At 57.8% G+C, this 15058-nt stretch carries 14 protein-coding genes; 6 read left to right on the top strand and 8 right to left on the bottom strand.

Going from position 1 to position 15058, the window contains the following annotated elements; genetic code table 11:
• Positions 1-12: 12 nt before the first annotated feature.
• The 4 genes from BCF46_RS07700 to BCF46_RS07685 all read right to left on the bottom strand — a co-directional run bounded on the left by BCF46_RS07700 (position 13) and on the right by BCF46_RS07685 (position 6396).
• Positions 13-474 (bottom strand): DUF4411 family protein, encoded by a 462-nt coding sequence (locus BCF46_RS07700; protein WP_121023122.1) that lies wholly within the window; start codon positions 472-474, stop codon positions 13-15.
• On the bottom strand, positions 474-1601 hold the full coding sequence (locus BCF46_RS07695) for an ImmA/IrrE family metallo-endopeptidase (RefSeq protein WP_121023121.1): 1128 nt from the start codon (positions 1599-1601) through the stop codon (positions 474-476). The genes BCF46_RS07700 and BCF46_RS07695 overlap by 1 nt, the downstream gene beginning before the upstream one ends.
• 33 nt (positions 1602-1634) lie before the next feature.
• Entirely contained in the window at positions 1635-4946 is a 3312-nt protein-coding gene (carB, locus tag BCF46_RS07690; protein ID WP_121023120.1) for a carbamoyl-phosphate synthase large subunit, read from the bottom strand.
• 196 nt (positions 4947-5142) lie between these two features.
• The gene (locus BCF46_RS07685) at positions 5143-6396 is read right to left on the bottom strand and encodes an SAM-dependent methyltransferase (RefSeq protein ID WP_121023119.1); all 1254 of its coding nucleotides are present in this window, start codon (positions 6394-6396) and stop codon (positions 5143-5145) included.
• 187 nt (positions 6397-6583) lie between these two features.
• Between BCF46_RS07685 and aspS the strand changes: the two genes are divergently transcribed.
• The 3 genes from aspS to BCF46_RS07670 all read left to right on the top strand — a co-directional run bounded on the left by aspS (position 6584) and on the right by BCF46_RS07670 (position 11071).
• A complete protein-coding gene (aspS, locus tag BCF46_RS07680) occupies positions 6584-8359 on the top strand; it encodes an aspartate--tRNA ligase (RefSeq protein WP_121023118.1) in 1776 nt (591 codons plus the stop codon).
• Between the two features lie 102 nt (positions 8360-8461).
• Positions 8462-9838 (top strand): DUF1800 domain-containing protein, encoded by a 1377-nt coding sequence (locus BCF46_RS07675; RefSeq protein WP_121023117.1) that lies wholly within the window; start codon positions 8462-8464, stop codon positions 9836-9838.
• Positions 9839-9841: 3 nt separating this feature from the next.
• Complete coding sequence (locus tag BCF46_RS07670) at positions 9842-11071, top strand: DUF1501 domain-containing protein (RefSeq protein ID WP_121023116.1); 1230 nt, start codon at positions 9842-9844, stop codon at positions 11069-11071.
• A gap of 7 nt (positions 11072-11078) precedes the next feature.
• On the opposite strand, the gene BCF46_RS07665 is transcribed toward BCF46_RS07670, so the two are convergent.
• Positions 11079-11267, bottom strand: coding sequence for a pilus assembly protein (locus BCF46_RS07665; RefSeq protein WP_121023115.1), 189 nt, complete (start codon positions 11265-11267; stop codon positions 11079-11081).
• 211 nt (positions 11268-11478) lie between these two features.
• Between BCF46_RS07665 and BCF46_RS07660 the strand changes: the two genes are divergently transcribed.
• A complete protein-coding gene (locus BCF46_RS07660; protein WP_121023114.1) occupies positions 11479-12192 on the top strand; it encodes a GNAT family N-acetyltransferase in 714 nt (237 codons plus the stop codon).
• On the opposite strand, the gene BCF46_RS07655 is transcribed toward BCF46_RS07660, so the two are convergent.
• The gene (locus BCF46_RS07655; protein WP_121023113.1) at positions 12189-12911 is read right to left on the bottom strand and encodes a response regulator; all 723 of its coding nucleotides are present in this window, start codon (positions 12909-12911) and stop codon (positions 12189-12191) included. The genes BCF46_RS07660 and BCF46_RS07655 overlap by 4 nt on opposite strands.
• Positions 12912-13082: 171 nt before the next feature.
• Between BCF46_RS07655 and mce the strand changes: the two genes are divergently transcribed.
• Positions 13083-13487 (top strand): methylmalonyl-CoA epimerase, encoded by a 405-nt coding sequence (gene mce / locus BCF46_RS07650; RefSeq protein WP_073143270.1) that lies wholly within the window; start codon positions 13083-13085, stop codon positions 13485-13487.
• Positions 13487-13762 (top strand): DUF1467 family protein, encoded by a 276-nt coding sequence (locus BCF46_RS07645; RefSeq protein ID WP_121023112.1) that lies wholly within the window; start codon positions 13487-13489, stop codon positions 13760-13762. Before mce ends, BCF46_RS07645 begins: the two co-directional genes overlap by 1 nt.
• Positions 13763-13769: 7 nt before the next feature.
• On the opposite strand, the gene BCF46_RS07640 is transcribed toward BCF46_RS07645, so the two are convergent.
• Positions 13770-14456 carry an EI24 domain-containing protein gene (locus BCF46_RS07640; protein WP_073143275.1) on the bottom strand — a complete coding sequence of 229 codons (687 nt, stop codon included), beginning with the start codon at positions 14454-14456 and terminating at the stop codon, positions 13770-13772.
• Positions 14453-15031, bottom strand: coding sequence for a nitroreductase family protein (locus BCF46_RS07635; RefSeq protein ID WP_121023111.1), 579 nt, complete (start codon positions 15029-15031; stop codon positions 14453-14455). Before BCF46_RS07635 ends, BCF46_RS07640 begins: the two co-directional genes overlap by 4 nt.
• Positions 15032-15058 lie beyond the last annotated feature (27 nt).

Raw genomic sequence — 15058 nt, 5'->3', positions numbered from 1 at the left:
GAATGGGGAGACTTAGAACTGCCAGCCCTGAGATTTCATAAAATCATCTAGATTGACGCATTGGACGCCAAAATGCTGGCAGATATTAGGAATCTTTGCTGAGCTTTTCTTTTCTTTTTCTTCCGACACCACCGTCCAATTCAGGCATTCGGCTCGTGCAATTACATATGGGTCAGCGAACGGACGGGACGAAAGAAATGTTTGTTTCGGCATGTGAGCAACGAATTTAGACATCGACATTATTTCGCCTACAATGGCAACTTCGCTATCGTCAGGCGTCACAAACAGGTCCTTGTTTGATTTGCACCACAAATGCACCTCATCGTCTCGGTCAGCGACTTCGCGTAGAACTTCCCGAGTGGATGTTAGGTCACCGTCTTCGACCAGTGTAGCAATCTCATCCCACAGTGATACAAACACGTCCTTGCTGAAGCCGTTCAGTTTGATCAGAGAATTTGTGTCGAATACATACATCAGATGCCCAAGCCCCGCGGGCGAAGACCCTCTAAATTCTTGGGTGCTACATCTAAGAGACGAGATGCGTCTTCATTGTCAATTCTGGCACTGTTGTAGAGTTGAAATACACGGCTTAGGAATTCGTTTCCGAGATATGCACGCTTTGTATTGTAGTAGTTTCCCCCTGAGCCTGAATTGCTTCCTGATTTAATCCAGAGTTGCATCAACTTGGAATAATCTTGCCTATCTACGAGTCCTTCGGAGAAAAAACTTCTCAGAACGACGAGACGACTAATTTTTAGAGATCTAGCGATTTCCTCAATATCTTTCGCGTCTGGGCGATTGTGTACCAGTCGTTTAAGTTCTGAAATTGGAGCTAGAAATTCAGCGGCAAAATTATCACAATATCTCTCAATCCCCGAGTGTTTTTCATCAAGCCTGTCTGGATCGACTTTCAAACTATCGATTCCACCGACTTCTTTGCCAATATGCGCGAGCTCGTGAAATAGAGTGAAAATCTGTCTGCTTTTGGCATGAGAATTGTTTAGCACAATAATTGGAAAATTTTTGTCATAGAGGCAAAACCCACTGACATCATTTGATTTAAGTGCGTCTAGGAAGACAAATATGCCAGCCTCAAAAAACATGGTGCGCCACTTTGCGAGTGCCTCGCCAGCGTCACCATTCCAAGACCTTTGTTCTTCAAAGCTGACGCCAAATATTGATCTCGCTGCGGCAGCGGCATGTCTCGCATTTTTACCTTTCCTAATTGCATCAAGCACCTTCCGATTTAGCCTTTGATTTTCGGGGCCAAAAACCTCTTGGGTGCTAATTTGGTAACTTTGCGCGGCAATGATCCGTTTCATTAGATGCCTAGGTAGTTTTCTCCGATAGCTCATTGGTAGACTTCGAAAAGACTTGGTCGGGTCAGGTAAATCAGGTGGCGATCTCGCGAAAAGAACGGCGGAAGGAAGGCCGAGAGCCTGCGCTAGAGCCTCAACCTGAGGAAAAGTTGGGGAGGTGTCTCCTAGTAGCCATTCCTCGATCTTCGGAAAATCATTCTCCAAGTCGCGGGGGCTTTGGCCCATGCGCTTCATCGCCCATTCAAGCGCATTAGTGCTGATTGAGATTGTTGTTCGGGCCATACTGTCAGACTAGTCTCATAAGGCTTACAATTGCTACCCCTGCAACGCCCTCACCTCAATCTCCCCCTCAACCCGTGCTTTCATCGCCAGCGCACAGGCATGGGCGGCGGCGGCGGTGGTGAAGTAGGGGATTTTGTCATAAAGGGCGATGCTGCGGATTTCGCGGCTGTCTTCGACGGCCTGAGAACCCTCGGTCGTGTTCAGCACCAGCGAGATCATCTTGTCCTTCATCTGGTCGACGACGTTCGGGCGGCCTTCATAGACCTTGTTGACCGTCTCGCATTCCAAACCTTGCTCCACCAGCCACGCCGCCGTGCCGCGGGTGGCGACGAGGGGGTGGCCGAGGGCGGATAGCTCGCGCGCGGCCTCCAGCATGTCGGGGGTCTTGTCCTCGTTGCGGATGGAGATGAAAACCTTGCCTTTGCCGTTCAGCGGCAGGTCGGTGCCTGCGCCCATTTGCGCCTTGAGGAAGGCCATGTGGAAGGTCTTGTCGGAGCCCATGACCTCTCCGGTCGAGCGCATTTCGGGGCCGAGGATCGTGTCGACGCCGGGGAAGCGGGCGAAGGGGAGGACGGCCTCTTTCACCGCGTAAGTGTCGATGATCGGGTCGATCAGGTTGAAGTCGCCCAGCTTGGCACCGGCCATGACCTGCGCCGCGATAGACGCGATGGGGGAGCCGATGGCCTTGGCGACGAAAGGCACGGTGCGCGAGGCGCGGGGGTTAACCTCGATCAGGTATATCTCGTTGTTTTTGATGGCGAATTGGACGTTCATCAGGCCGACCACGTTGAGCGCCAATGCCAGCGCCTTGGTCTGGTCGCGAAGCTGCTGGATGATGTCGTCGGACAGCGAGTAGGGGGGCAGGGAGCAGGCGCTGTCGCCGGAATGCACGCCGGCCTCCTCGATATGCTGCATGATGCCCGCGACATGGACGGTTTCCCCATCGCAGAGCGCGTCGACATCGACCTCCACCGCGCCGGACAGGTAGCTGTCGAGCAGCACGGGGCTGTCGCCGGAGACCACAACGGCCTCCGAGATATAGCGTTCGAGTTGCGCCTGATCGCGGACGATTTCCATGGCGCGACCGCCGAGGACGTAGGAGGGGCGGATCACCAGCGGGAAGCCGATTTCCTTGGCCTTCTCGAAGGCCTCCTCGTCGGAATGGGCGAGGCCGTTATGGGGCTGCTTGAGGCCGAGTTTCTGGACAAGCTGCTGGAAGCGTTCGCGGTCTTCGGCGAGGTCGATGGCGTCTGGCGAGGTGCCGAGGATCGGGATGCCCTCGTCGGCCAAGGCTTGCGCGATTTTCAGCGGGGTTTGGCCGCCGAACTGCACGATGACGCCGTGGAGGGTGCCGTTTTCAAGCTCCACGCGGAGGATTTCCATAACGTGCTCGAAGGTGAGCGGCTCGAAATAGAGGCGGTCGGAGGTGTCGTAATCGGTGGAGACGGTTTCCGGATTGCAGTTGATCATGATGGTCTCGTAGCCCTGCGCGGTCAGCGCGTAGCAGGCGTGGACGCAGCAATAGTCGAACTCGATCCCCTGGCCGATACGGTTGGGGCCACCGCCGAGGATGACGACTTTCTTGGCGTCGGAGGGGCGGGCCTCGCATTCGACCTCGCCCATCATTGGGCTCTCGTAGGTAGAATACATGTAGGGGGTCTGCGCCTCGAACTCCGCGGCGCAGGTGTCGATGCGCTTGAAGCAGGCGACGACGCCGAGGTTCTGGCGGGCGCGGCGGACGTCTTTTTCGGTTTGACCTGTCAGGATGGCAAGGCGGGCGTCGGAGAAGCCGAGCATTTTGAGGGAGCGGAGGCCGTCGTCGGACGCGGGCAGGCCGTCCTTGCGGACGATGTCCTCGGCCTCGATGATTTCTCGAATGCGGGCGAGGAACCACGGATCGTAGGCGGTGATCTGGTTGATCTCGTCATCCGAGAAGCCGTAGCGCATGGCGTGGGCGATGACGCGGATGCGGTCGGGGGTTTGCTTGGCCAGCTCGCGGGTGATGGCCTTGTCTATGGCTTCCTGCGCGGCGGCGTCTTTTCCGACAAGGAAACGGGTGCCGTCCTGATCCTTATACACCTGCGCGTCGGGCGCTGGCATGCCGGGGACCTTTGGCTCGTCAAATCCGGTGAGGCCGGTTTCCATGGAGGCGAGCGCCTTTTGCATGGACTCGTGGATGGTCCGGCCAATCGCCATGACCTCGCCCACGGATTTCATTGCGGTGGTCAGGTAAGGCTCGGAGCCGGGGAATTTCTCAAAGGCGAAGCGCGGGATTTTGGTGACGACATAGTCGATTGTCGGCTCGAAGCTGGCGGGTGTCACGCCAGTGATGTCGTTGTCCAGCTCGTCCAGCGTGAAGCCTACCGCCAGTTTCGCCGCGATCTTGGCGATCGGGAAACCGGTCGCCTTGGAGGCCAACGCGGAGGAGCGCGACACGCGGGGGTTCATTTCGATCACCACCATGCGGCCGTCGGCGGGGTTCACGGCCCATTGCACGTTGGAGCCGCCAGTTTCGACGCCGATCTCGCGCAGAACGGCGATGGAGGCGTTGCGCATGGCTTGGTATTCTTTGTCGGTCAGCGTCAGGGCGGGGGCCACGGTGATACTGTCGCCAGTGTGGACGCCCATCGGGTCGACGTTTTCGATGGCGCAGACGATGATCGCGTTATCGGCATGGTCGCGCACGACCTCCATCTCGAACTCTTTCCAGCCCAGCAGCGACTCGTCGATCAGGATTTGGTTAACGGGGGAGGCGTCGAGACCGGTTTTACAGAAGTGTTCGTAGTCGTCGCGGTTATACGCCACGCCGCCGCCGGTGCCGCCAAGGGTGAAGGCGGGGCGGATGATGGCGGGCAGGCCGACATATTCGATCGCGTCCATGCATTCTTGCATGGTGTTGGCGATAGTGGCTTTGGGGTTTTCGAGGCCAAGGCGATCCATGGCTTCGCGGAACAGTTTGCGATCCTCGGCCATCTCGATGGCCTCGCGCTTTGCGCCGATCATCTCGACGTTGTATTTCTTCAGTACGCCCATTTCTTCGAGCGCAAGCGAGGTGTTCAGGCCGGTCTGGCCGCCCATGGTGGGCAGCAACGCGTCGGGGCGTTCTTTTTCGATGATCTTGGCGACGACCTCGGGGGTGATCGGCTCGATATAGGTGGCGTCGGCCATGTCGGGGTCGGTCATGATCGTGGCGGGGTTCGAGTTCACCAGAATGACGCGGTAGCCTTCTTCGCGCAGGGCCTTGCAGGCCTGAGCGCCGGAATAGTCGAACTCGCAAGCCTGCCCGATAACGATGGGGCCTGCGCCGATGATCATGATGGATTTGATATCGGTTCTTTTCGGCATGTCACGGACCCCAGATTGCGCAAATTATCGTGGGTTTAAGGAGTCCACCAAGTGGGCGCAAGGGCATGTAGGAAAGGGATTTGAGAATCTTTGCCTGCTTCGAACGGAGTGGCGGAACATATGGTCGGTGCCGGGCAATTTCTCGATGAGAAATTGGGGCCAGACTTTCCATGAAAGTCTGGCTGCCCGTGGCGCATTATTTTTCTGGCACAAACCCGTCCGGAAATGCGGAATGCGGCTCTGGCGCACCGTCCACATAGAGATAATCCCGCGTGATCGGCACTGTGGTCTGATGTTTGTGCAACTGCACATGGTACAAAACATGGGGCATGTCTGACAGGCTGAGCTCCGACGCGATCAGGTAGTATCGCCACATGCGGATGAAGCGCGCGTCGTAGCCCATGGCGCGGACCTCGTCCAAGCGATCCTCGAAGCGGATCAGCCAGTCATACAGCGTGCGGTCATAATGGGTGCGCCAGACCTCGATATCTGCCGCTTCCAGCTCCGTTTTCTCGACGACGCTGACCACTTCGGACAGCGATGGTGTGTAGCCGCCGGGGAAAATGTATTTCTGGAACCATGGTGACAGGTTGCCGGGAGGACCTGTGCGCCCGATGAAGTGGATCAGCGCGACACCGTCTTCCTTCAGATTCTTTTCGATCTGGCGGAAATAGGTCGGGTATTGCGGCTGGCCGACATGTTCCAGCATCCCTACGGAAACAATCCGGTCGAATTGTTCCGTAACGTCACGGTAATCTTGCAGCCGAAATTCGACCAAATGCGAGACGCCAGCTTCTTCCGCACGTTGAATAGCGGCCTTTCGTTGCTCGTCAGACAGCGTCACACCGACAACTTGTGCGCCGTATTCTTTCGCCAAGGTAATCGCGAGACCGCCCCAACCGGAGCCGATGTCGAGGATTTTCATGCCCGGTTTGATCAGCAATTTGCCCGCGAGATGCGCCTTTTTTGCGACCTGAGCCTGCTCTAGCGTGAAGGACGGATCCTTGTAATATGCGCAGGTGTATTGCCGGTCTTCGTCCAGAAACAGGTAATAGAACGGGGTGGAAATGTCGTAGTGGTGTTCGGCATTTTTCTTGGCGATCGCGTGCGGAATCCATTGATCCCATTTGCGCTTGGCAATTCGTAAATTGCGCGCAACGGTCTGAACCCAAGGCAAATTTCCCTGCTGAAAGTTGCGTACAACGAGCGTCAGGAAACCACGCACATCGTCGTTGTCGATGGTGAGGGTTCCGTCCATGTAGGCCTCCCCCATGGCAAGCTCGGGGTTGCGGATCAGCTTGCCCGGGAGGGCATCGTCAGAAAAGCGAACGGTCACATCGGGGCGCGCGCCATTGCCGGCAGTTATGGTTGCACCGGAGTTGAGGTGGACGGTCAGGTGGCCTTCTTTAATGAGCTGCTTGAGCAAGGTGCCAAGTAGTCTGTCCCACATATATTGCTTTCCCATTATTTGTTTTTGACCGAGTGCTGTCGGCAAGTTAGCGCGCAAAGGGCCGGATTCCCGTCCGGTTGTCAATTAATTCGATTGCACAGCTTATTTGCGCCTCGTTTGCTTGACTTTACAGGCGCGGGCATGTGTATCGGGCCGATACTGATTTACGCCAAAGAGGGCCCCTATCATGCATGCTTACCGCAGCCACACCTGTGCCGACCTGACCGCCGCTAATGTGGGCGACACTGTTCGTCTTTCGGGGTGGGTGCATCGGGTGCGCGACCATGGCGGCATCCTCTTTATCGACCTGCGCGACCATTATGGCGTGACGCAAGTGCTGGCCGATCCCGACAGCCCTGTGTTCAAGGACGTGGAGAAAGTACGCTCTGAGTGGTGTATTCGCATTGATGGTAACGTCATGGCCCGTGCGCCGGAGTTGGTGAACTCGAAACTGCCGACCGGCGAGGTCGAAGTTTTCATTCGCGACATCGAAGTTCTGGGGGCGTCGGACGAGTTGCCGTTGATGGTGTTTGGCGATCAGGAATACCCAGAAGAGACGCGGCTGAAATACCGCTTTCTGGACCTGCGCCGCGAGAAGTTGCAGCGCAACATGATCTTGCGTTCGGACGTTGTGTCCTCAATGCGCAAGCGGATGTGGGACTTGGACTTCAAGGAATTCCAGACGCCGATCATTACAGCTTCCAGCCCAGAAGGTGCGCGCGACTTTTTGGTGCCGTCGCGCCTGCATCCGGGCAAGTTCTATGCGCTGCCGCAAGCGCCGCAGCAGTTCAAACAGCTGTTGATGGTGTCGGGCTTCGACAAGTATTTCCAGATCGCCCCGTGTTTCCGTGATGAAGACCCGCGCGCCGACCGCTCCCCCACCGATTTCTACCAGCTTGACCTTGAGATGAGCTTTGTGGAGCAGCAGGACGTGTTCGACACGATCCAGCCGGTTGTTCAGGGCGTATTTGAAGAGTTCGGCGGAGGCCGCAAGGTGGATAGCGAGTGGGAGCAGATTTCCTACAAGGACGCGGCATTGTGGTATGGCACCGACAAGCCCGACCTGCGCAACCCGATCAAGATGCAGGTGGTGTCGGAGCATTTCAAAGGCTCCGGCTTTGCGATCTTTGCGAAGATTTTGGAGCAAGACGGCACCGAAATTCGCGCCATTCCTGCGCCGAAAGGTGGCTCGCGCAAGTTCTGCGACCGGATGAATGCGTTTGCGCAGAAGGAAGGGTTGCCGGGGATGGGGTATATCTTCTGGCGCGACCAAGGCGAAGGCATGGAAGCTGCCGGACCTTTGGCCAAAAACATCGGCCCAGAACGCACCGAAGCGATCCGCCAGCAGCTTGGCCTTGGCGTCGGCGATGCGGCGTTCTTCTTGGGTGGCAAGCCGTCCTCGTTTGAAGCCGTCGCAGGCCGTGCGCGTGTCGAGATTGGCAACGAGCTGAAACTGACCGATCTGGACCGCTTTGCCTTCGCGTGGATCGTGGACTTCCCGATGTATGAAGCACACGAAGAAACCGGCAAGATCGACTTTTCGCACAACCCGTTTTCGATGCCACAAGGTGGCATGGCGGCGCTGGACGGTGATCCGTTGGAGGTGTTGGGCTACCAGTACGACTTGGCCTGCAACGGCTACGAGCTGATTTCGGGCGCGATCCGGAACCACAAGCCGGAGATCATGTTCAAGGCGTTTGAGTTGGCGGGCTACGGCGAAGAGGAAGTGCGCAAGCGCTTCGGCGGCATGGTCAACGCGTTCAAATACGGCGCACCGCCCCACGGCGGCTGTGCGGCGGGGATCGACCGCATCGTGATGCTGCTGGCGGACGAGGCGAACATTCGCGAAGTGATCCTGTTCCCGATGAACCAACGCGCCGAAGATCTGATGATGAACGCGCCATCCGAGCCGATGTCGGATCAGCTGATGGAACTGGGCCTGCGGGTCATTCCACAGGACTAAGGCGATTTTTTGCTAGGCGGGGTGGCAGTCAATCTTTTTTCAACGGATTTGCCTCAGTGATACGTTAAACTGAGGCAACCGATTTGAGGAAAGAGCCGCCCCATGGCGTTCACACCCGACATTGCCGCCATTCGCTTCGGCGAAGGGCTGGCAGCTAAAGTCGCACCGCCCTCGTCGGTTGAAGATGTCTTGGAACAACTGAGCGGGCCTGATTTGGCGGCACAAGAGTTTCCGGTGACGCCGTTGGCTGACCTGCATGGTGAGTTTGCCGAGGTTCGTACACTTCAAGTCGCATCGCGGCGCGGGCGGAATGGTCCTGACGCCGATGAGCTTTTGAACGCCTACAAACGCGCGCGCCGGAAGTTGAACTTTCGTCTGCAGGGGGAGATTGCGCCTGTATTGTCGCGCTCCATCACAACTCACCAACCCTTCCGAGAACGCCTGACCCGCTTTTGGGCCGATCATTTCACCGTTGTCGGGAGAAACAATCTAACGCGCAACGCGGTGCCTGCCTATGTCGAGGACGCGATCCGACCGCATATTTCCGGTCGATTTTCCGACATGTTGAAAGCTGTCATGACCAGTCCGATGATGTTGGATTATCTGGATCAGAACATGTCCGTCGGGCCGAATTCGCGGGCTGCGAAGGGTAGGCGCGGCCTGAATGAAAACCTCGCTCGTGAGTTGTTGGAACTGCACACCTTGGGTGTTGGAGGCGCATATGCGCAGAGTGATGTACGACAATTGGCCGAGCTATTGACCGGCATGACCACAGAGATCAGCAGCGGCTTTGTGTTTCGCCCAAGGATAGTGGAACCCGGGGCGGAGATTGTGCTGGGGCAGAGCTATGGCGGCGGATCGCCTGCGGTTGACGACGTTATGGCGTTTCTGGACGATGTGGCGCGTCATCCTGACACTGTTCGACATATTTCGCACAAGCTGGCGGTGCATTTTACTTCAGACACGCCGGACGAGGGCATGATTGCGGATATGGCAGATGCCTATGCAGCAACCGGCGGCGAGTTGAAAGCAGTTTACGAAGTACTGCTGCGCCATCCCTTCTCGTGGGAAAGCTTTGGTCAAAAGGTGAAGCAGCCGATAGATTTCATCGCCTCCGCGATGCGGGTGTTGGAAATACCGCCCGCGTCTTTGAAAAAGCTCAACCGCTCGAAGCGGAGTGCTTATCTGATTAGTCCATTGGCTGCGATGGGGCAGCAATTGTACAGGCCAACGGGCCCCGATGGATGGCCAGAGGAGGCTGAGGCGTGGGTGACGCCACAAGGGTTGGCGGCACGTATCCAGTGGGCGATGGCCGCGCCTTCTGCGTTTTTTCGTGGCCTTCCCGATCCGCGCGACTTTGTTGGTGCGGCGCTTGGCAGTGTCGCGGACGACAGGGTTATTTTCGCCGCACGCGCGGCAGAAACGCGACGCGAGGGTGTGGGGTTGATCCTTGCCTCACCCGCGTTTCAAAGGAGGTAGCGCATGTCTGACGCAGTGTCTCGGCGCGGGTTCTTGTTACGCGCCTCGGTGTTGGGATGTTCGGCGGCGGCTAGTCCGTTGATGACGCCGATGACCTTTGCACAGGCGCCGGGCGACAACAGGCTTGTGGTTATTATTCTGCGCGGTGCGATGGACGGGCTGGACGTGGTGCGCCCGATTGCCGACCCATTGTTGCATCGCTACCGGCCTGGTTTGGGGGTGCCGCGGGAAAGCGCTGCCACGGATTTGGATGGCTATTTCGCGCTGCATCCCGCATTGGCTGGACTAATGCCGCTGTGGAAGCAAGGAGACCTTGCCGCCGCGCATGCCGTTTCGACGCCTTATCGCGACAAACGAAGCCATTTCGACGGGCAAGACCTGTTGGAGGCTGGAACCGGCGCAGATGTTAGCGGGGCGCAGGCGCGGGATGGTTGGCTCAACCGGATGTTGCAGGTGTTGCCCGGCGCTGGGTCAGAGACTGCTTTTGCGATTGGGCGCGCTGATATGAAATTGGTGTCCGGACGTGCGCCGGTTTCTAGCTGGTCGCCGGAAGGACGCTTGGATATGTCGCCGCAAGCGCGTTTACTGCTCGAAGAAATCTATCATGACGACCCGTTGTTTCACGACACCAGCATGGATGCGATCGCGATTGCGGAGAGCTTGGGTCTTGCGAGCGACGATAGCTTCGGACTTTCGAGTAAGGACATGCGCGCCGCCGTGCAAGAGGCGAGCACCGCGGGGGATGCATCAGTGTTGGCAAGTTTTGCCGCACGCCGCCTGAATGAAGAGGCACGTATTGCGGCGTTTTCCTTGAGCGGTTGGGACACGCATCGCGCACAGACACGGGGGATTTCCAGAGCTTTGGGCAACTTGCAGGATGCGATCCTCAGGTTAAAAAGTGAACTCGGACCACGTTGGGACAAAACGGCCGTTGTAGCTGTGACCGAATTTGGTCGCACTGCCCGCGAAAACGGCACACGAGGAACGGACCACGGAACCGGTGGTGCGATGATTTTGGCGGGTGGTGCCATACGTGGTGGACACGTGTACGGCAAGTGGCCGGGGCTGAACGAAGCGGCGCTCTATGCGCGGCGCGATCTGATGCCGACCTCTGATGTCAGATCATACCTAGCGTGGCTCATGCACGGGATGTACGGGCTGGAGAGAAGGACTCTGGAAACGGTGGTGTTCCCAGGTCTTCAACTCGGGCGAGACCCCGGCCTGCTGGCCTGAGGCCGATTCAGAAGGCGGGATTGACGTCGTGGTCGATCATTGTCGTGGACAGATCGCCACTCAGGTCTTCCATGCCGTTGGAAACAGTTGCCGAGACGGCGAGGGCCAGTCCGACCAGCGCGGCCATAAGCATTGTCATGTCTACGACGGCAGCACCGTCTTCGCTGTGCAAAAATGTGGTGAACGACTTAATCATAAATCTACTCCATAGTTCCTAGTTTGGTTTCCGAAGATAGTTTCGGGCCAGTTGTACTTTCGACTAGTAGTGCCGCCCAATCGTGGCAGTATTGCGTCTCGATCTGGGTTTCACGGAGGTGAATTCGGAGTAAAATGAAGCATAATAGACCCTTACAGGTGGGGATTGATGCTGAATAGGTTCATGTACGGGAATTACCGGGGTCTAACATATGAAGAAAAGTAGCATTGGCGATCGCCCGCTTGCAAGTTGGGTCGCTCCTCAGCGACCAGATGCAAGTGTGCTGGAAGGACAGTATGTCCGGCTGGAGAGGTTTGCGCCGGACCGCCATGCGGCGGATTTACATCGGGCGAACTCAGCCAATGACGCGATTTGGGATTATCTGCCTTACGGCCCATTCGCTTCGGCAGCAGCCTATCACAGATGGGCGCGCGACGTTACGCGAGGCGATGACCCGTTCTTCTATGCGATAAATCCCCATGCCACAGGCCGTTTCAGCGGCGTTGCCAGCTATTTGAGGATTTCGCCGGAGGTCGGCTCTATCGAAGTGGGGCACATTAACTTCTCATCCGAGTTGCAACGCACCGTGGCCGCCACCGAGGCAATTTTTCTGATGATGCAATGGGCCTTTGAAGCCGGGTATCGCCGGTTTGAATGGAAATGCGATGCGGCGAACTTGGGCTCACGCCGCGCGGCACAGCGCTACGGGTTCAGCTACGAAGGTGTGTTCCGGCAGGCGTCTATCGTGAAAGGCCGCAATCGCGACACCGCCTGGTTTGCGTGCATTGATGCCGAATGGCCCGCGTTAAAGGAGGCCTTTACGGCGTGGCTGGCCCCGTCGAACTTCGACGCGGATGGACGGCAAATCGAAGGGCTGGGTGCGTTGACAGCGCTTGTCCGCGCGGCGAGTGATCCAGACGTCTAGACCAGTTCGCGGACTTTAAGGCGCCTCTGAATAAGGTCGCGGGTGGCCTGAATGGCATCCCGCCGACCTATGGCACTGGTTTGCGCCTGTGTAAGCTTTTTAGATACGCCCGCCAGTTCCGCGTCGTTGGTAAGCCGGGAGAGACCTTGAAGAAACGGTGCGACATAGGGCAACGCATCCAAACCACTTCCGAGCAGTTCGTCCAAATGGGACAGATCTTCGTTCAATGCGATCGGGTCGGGGGCGACGATTTCGTGGTTGAGCTGGCGCGGGCCCGTTGGATGCATGTTCTGTGGTAGATGCTTGAGAATTGTCTGCTGAAATGCGCAGACAGACGCAATGGGCTTGGGCAAAAACTCGTGGGCACCGGCTGCAAGCGCAGCCTCTGCCAAGCCATCACCATCTGCACCACTGGTCGCGATCATGACGGGACGCGCTGCCTTGTCTTCTTGTGCCAGTTCCGCGATCAGATCGACGCCAGAGCCATCGGGTAGCCCCAAATCCACGATAACAACCGAGGGTCGGTAGACCCGCAGATGCCGATGCGCGGCGGTCAAGCTATCGGCCCTGCGGATACGCGCGCCGGAGCGAATGCACAGTAGTCGAACGGCCTCCGAGGCAAAGCGGCTATCCTCGACCACAAGAACCGTGAGGCCCAGAAGCGGGCGTTGGGCGGTCGGATGGGTTGTTAGGGTCATGTAGGCGTAGTCATCTGGCATTTTTTTGGCCTCCGGTAGCGAGAGGGTGAGTCGGCGTGTACACCCATGCTTGACCCGCGGTGGCTAACAGAAGGTGAACAGCGCGGATTTTACGCACCCGTAGATGCTTGCGGTGCCGCGATCCCACGGCCATAACCACTCGAATTAAACTGACATCTGACGGAGAGTGCTATGATCGGCAGACTGAACCATGTGGCAATTGCAGTGCCGGACCTTGATGCGGCCTGCGCGCAGTACAAAGACACATTGGGTGCAAATGTTGGCGCCCCTCAGGACGAGCCTGATCACGGTGTGACGGTCGTCTTTATCGAACTCCCGAACACCAAGATCGAGCTTCTTTATCCGCTGGGTGAAAACAGCCCCATTCAGGGTTTCCTCGACAAAAACCCGTCTGGCGGCATTCACCATATCTGCTACGAAGTCGATGACATCATTGAAGCACGTGACCGCCTGAAAGACAGCGGTGCCCGCGTGTTGGGCAATGGCGAGCCGAAGATCGGGGCGCACGGCAAACCCGTGTTATTCCTGCATCCCAAGGACTTCACCGGAACCCTGGTCGAGCTGGAGCAAGCCTGATGGCCATAACCTCCGCCATCGTGGTGTTCGCCGTCGTCTGGTTTCTGGTGCTGTTTTGCGTCCTGCCCTTCGGCACACCCAGCCAAAGCGAGATGGGAGAGGTTTCACCCGGAACGCCGCGCTCGGCACCGGCGAACCCGCGGATGAAGCGCAAATTTGCGATCACCACATTGATCACGATCGTGATTTGGGCGCCGCTGTGTCTGGCGATCATTTATGGCTACATCAATGCGGACACGATGAACCTTTACAAACGGTTCGGCCCAGACAGCTAGGCCTGCCTTAGCGCGACAGCCGGTGGAACAGATGCGTGAAGCTGGCAACGCCTAGGATTGGGATCAGCAGGTTCACGAAGGGGATGGTCAAAGGAATGGCCATGAGCGTTCCTGCCATCCAGATTTGCCACCCATTGCGTTTGCGGAATTCGCGCGCGCCAGCCGTACCCAGCCTGCGTTGAGCTACGAGCGTGGCGTACTCGCGGCCAAGGAGCAGCCCGTTCACACCCCAGAAGATTAGCGGCGCGAAGGGCGGGAAGATCACATAAAGCACCAGTGCGGCGATGTTCACCGCGATAAGGACGCCGAGGAACTTTGCGCTTTCGGTGAGTGCTTCGCCTAAGGGTAAAGGGGATACGGCGGGTTGGTTCGGGTAGTGCTCCGCTTCGACGGCGTCCACGACTTGATCCAGAAACAACCCTGTAAACGCGGATGCGACCGGCACCATCAAGAACACCGACGCCCCGAGCATGACAGGCACGACGGCCCATGACAGGACATTGTCGATCCATGTGATCTCGCCGATCCACGGCAGCGAGAAGCTGTCTGGCACCACGAGCCCGACGGTCCACGCGAAGGCCACTGTGAACGCAAAGAGCAGCGCCAGCGTCAGGCCGACGCCCGTGAGCAGCACCTTCAAGAAGCGCCCGTCGCCGATTTGGCCCAGAGCTTTGACGAAGTCGGAGAAAATCATGTGCGGGTCCACGTTGTGATGGCGGTTATGTCCGGGCGGGGGCGGTCAGGTGGCGTGGATGTCTCGGTGCCCATGTGAATGAAGCCAGCGACATATTCCGGCTCGTTTAGATCGAGCCCCTCGTTCAGAAACGGACGGTCGAAGGCGGTCCAGCCGGTCAGCCAGTTTGCGCCCCACCCTGCGGCAAGTGCTGCGTTCAAAAGGGCGAGGCACACCGCTCCTGCGCTAAGCGTTTGTTCAATTTCGGGAATTTTCTCGGATGCTTTCGGGGAGGCGACGACGGCAACCGACAGCGGGGCGGTCTCGAACATTCCAGAAATTTTCTCGATTTGATCAGGGTCCAGCTGCAAGTCGGCCCCGCGTTTGCGGGTCAAAGCGGCAAGCCGGTGCAGGGCTGGTTGCTCCAGCACGATGAAGCGCCATGGCTCCAGCTTGCCGTGATCCGGTGTGCGGGCCGCTGCGGTCAGCAAGGGGAGCAGCGCGTCGCGGTCGGGGGCAGGGCCGGTGAGCGTTTTATGCGGACGCGAGCGGCGGGTCAGCAAGAACGCGAGAGCGTCTGGGTTTGGCGTTGGCATATGGAATTGGTCCCCGTTGATTGGACC

It is taken from the genome of Litoreibacter meonggei, from assembly GCF_003663885.1.
In the GTDB taxonomy this organism is placed as follows: Bacteria; Pseudomonadota; Alphaproteobacteria; order Rhodobacterales; family Rhodobacteraceae; genus Litoreibacter; species Litoreibacter meonggei.
Note: the sequence above shows the minus strand (reverse complement) of the source record. Positions and strands in the feature narration are given on the sequence as shown.

Bases quoted from the DNA above. Each gene is read 5' to 3' on its own strand.
- BCF46_RS07655 (WP_121023113.1), bottom strand. From the start codon at position 12,911: ATGCCAGATGACTACGCCTACATGACCCTAACAACCCATCCGACCGCC.
- BCF46_RS07685 (WP_121023119.1), bottom strand. From the start codon at position 6,396: ATGTGGGACAGACTACTTGGCACCTTGCTCAAGCAGCTCATTAAAGAA.
- BCF46_RS07700 (WP_121023122.1), bottom strand. From the start codon at position 474: ATGTATGTATTCGACACAAATTCTCTGATCAAACTGAACGGCTTCAGC.
- BCF46_RS07645 (WP_121023112.1), top strand. From the start codon at position 13,487: ATGGCCATAACCTCCGCCATCGTGGTGTTCGCCGTCGTCTGGTTTCTG.
- BCF46_RS07665 (WP_121023115.1), bottom strand. From the start codon at position 11,267: ATGATTAAGTCGTTCACCACATTTTTGCACAGCGAAGACGGTGCTGCC.
- BCF46_RS07635 (WP_121023111.1), bottom strand. From the start codon at position 15,031: ATGCCAACGCCAAACCCAGACGCTCTCGCGTTCTTGCTGACCCGCCGC.
- BCF46_RS07695 (WP_121023121.1), bottom strand. From the start codon at position 1,601: ATGGCCCGAACAACAATCTCAATCAGCACTAATGCGCTTGAATGGGCG.
- BCF46_RS07675 (WP_121023117.1), top strand. From the start codon at position 8,462: ATGGCGTTCACACCCGACATTGCCGCCATTCGCTTCGGCGAAGGGCTG.
- BCF46_RS07660 (WP_121023114.1), top strand. From the start codon at position 11,479: ATGAAGAAAAGTAGCATTGGCGATCGCCCGCTTGCAAGTTGGGTCGCT.
- BCF46_RS07670 (WP_121023116.1), top strand. From the start codon at position 9,842: ATGTCTGACGCAGTGTCTCGGCGCGGGTTCTTGTTACGCGCCTCGGTG.
- carB (WP_121023120.1), bottom strand. From the start codon at position 4,946: ATGCCGAAAAGAACCGATATCAAATCCATCATGATCATCGGCGCAGGC.
- BCF46_RS07640 (WP_073143275.1), bottom strand. From the start codon at position 14,456: ATGATTTTCTCCGACTTCGTCAAAGCTCTGGGCCAAATCGGCGACGGG.
- mce (WP_073143270.1), top strand. From the start codon at position 13,083: ATGATCGGCAGACTGAACCATGTGGCAATTGCAGTGCCGGACCTTGAT.
- aspS (WP_121023118.1), top strand. From the start codon at position 6,584: ATGCATGCTTACCGCAGCCACACCTGTGCCGACCTGACCGCCGCTAAT.